1 protein-coding gene is annotated in these 402 nt (G+C 62.2%); it reads right to left on the reverse strand.

Annotated features, from left to right (window positions below):
* A partial coding sequence (locus ACTQV4_RS10385; RefSeq protein WP_441569793.1) for a hypothetical protein occupies positions 1 to 402 on the reverse strand: 402 nt, incomplete at both ends.

Below are 402 nucleotides of genomic sequence, written 5' to 3' on the forward strand. Positions count from 1 at the left end.
CACCGGGGCGATGATCTCCGCGATGCGTCCCCACGTGTCAGCAATCCAAGTGTAGATGGGCGATAGGACGGACTCCCACACCCACATAAACGCAGTACCGATGACGTCCCATACGGCGCTGAACGCGGTCGCGAGTCCGGAGAAGATCCCGCCGAAGAAATCAACCAAGCCGCCCCACACCGCCGTGATGATGTTCCACGCGGCCTGTGCCCCATCCACGAGGGTCTGCCACACTGCCTGCACCCAGCCGGACTGGAACCAGCCGACGATCGCGTCCCACGTCCCGACGATGATGTTCTTGATCCACGTCCACGCGGTAGCCACCACATTGACAAGGCCGTCCCACACGCCCTGCCAGAACTCGCGGAACCCGGCGACGTTATCCCACAGAAGTTTGAACAC

The sequence above is a fragment of the Collinsella sp. LCP19S3_B11 genome, from assembly GCF_052121915.1.
Classification (GTDB): Bacteria; Actinomycetota; Coriobacteriia; order Coriobacteriales; family Coriobacteriaceae; genus Collinsella.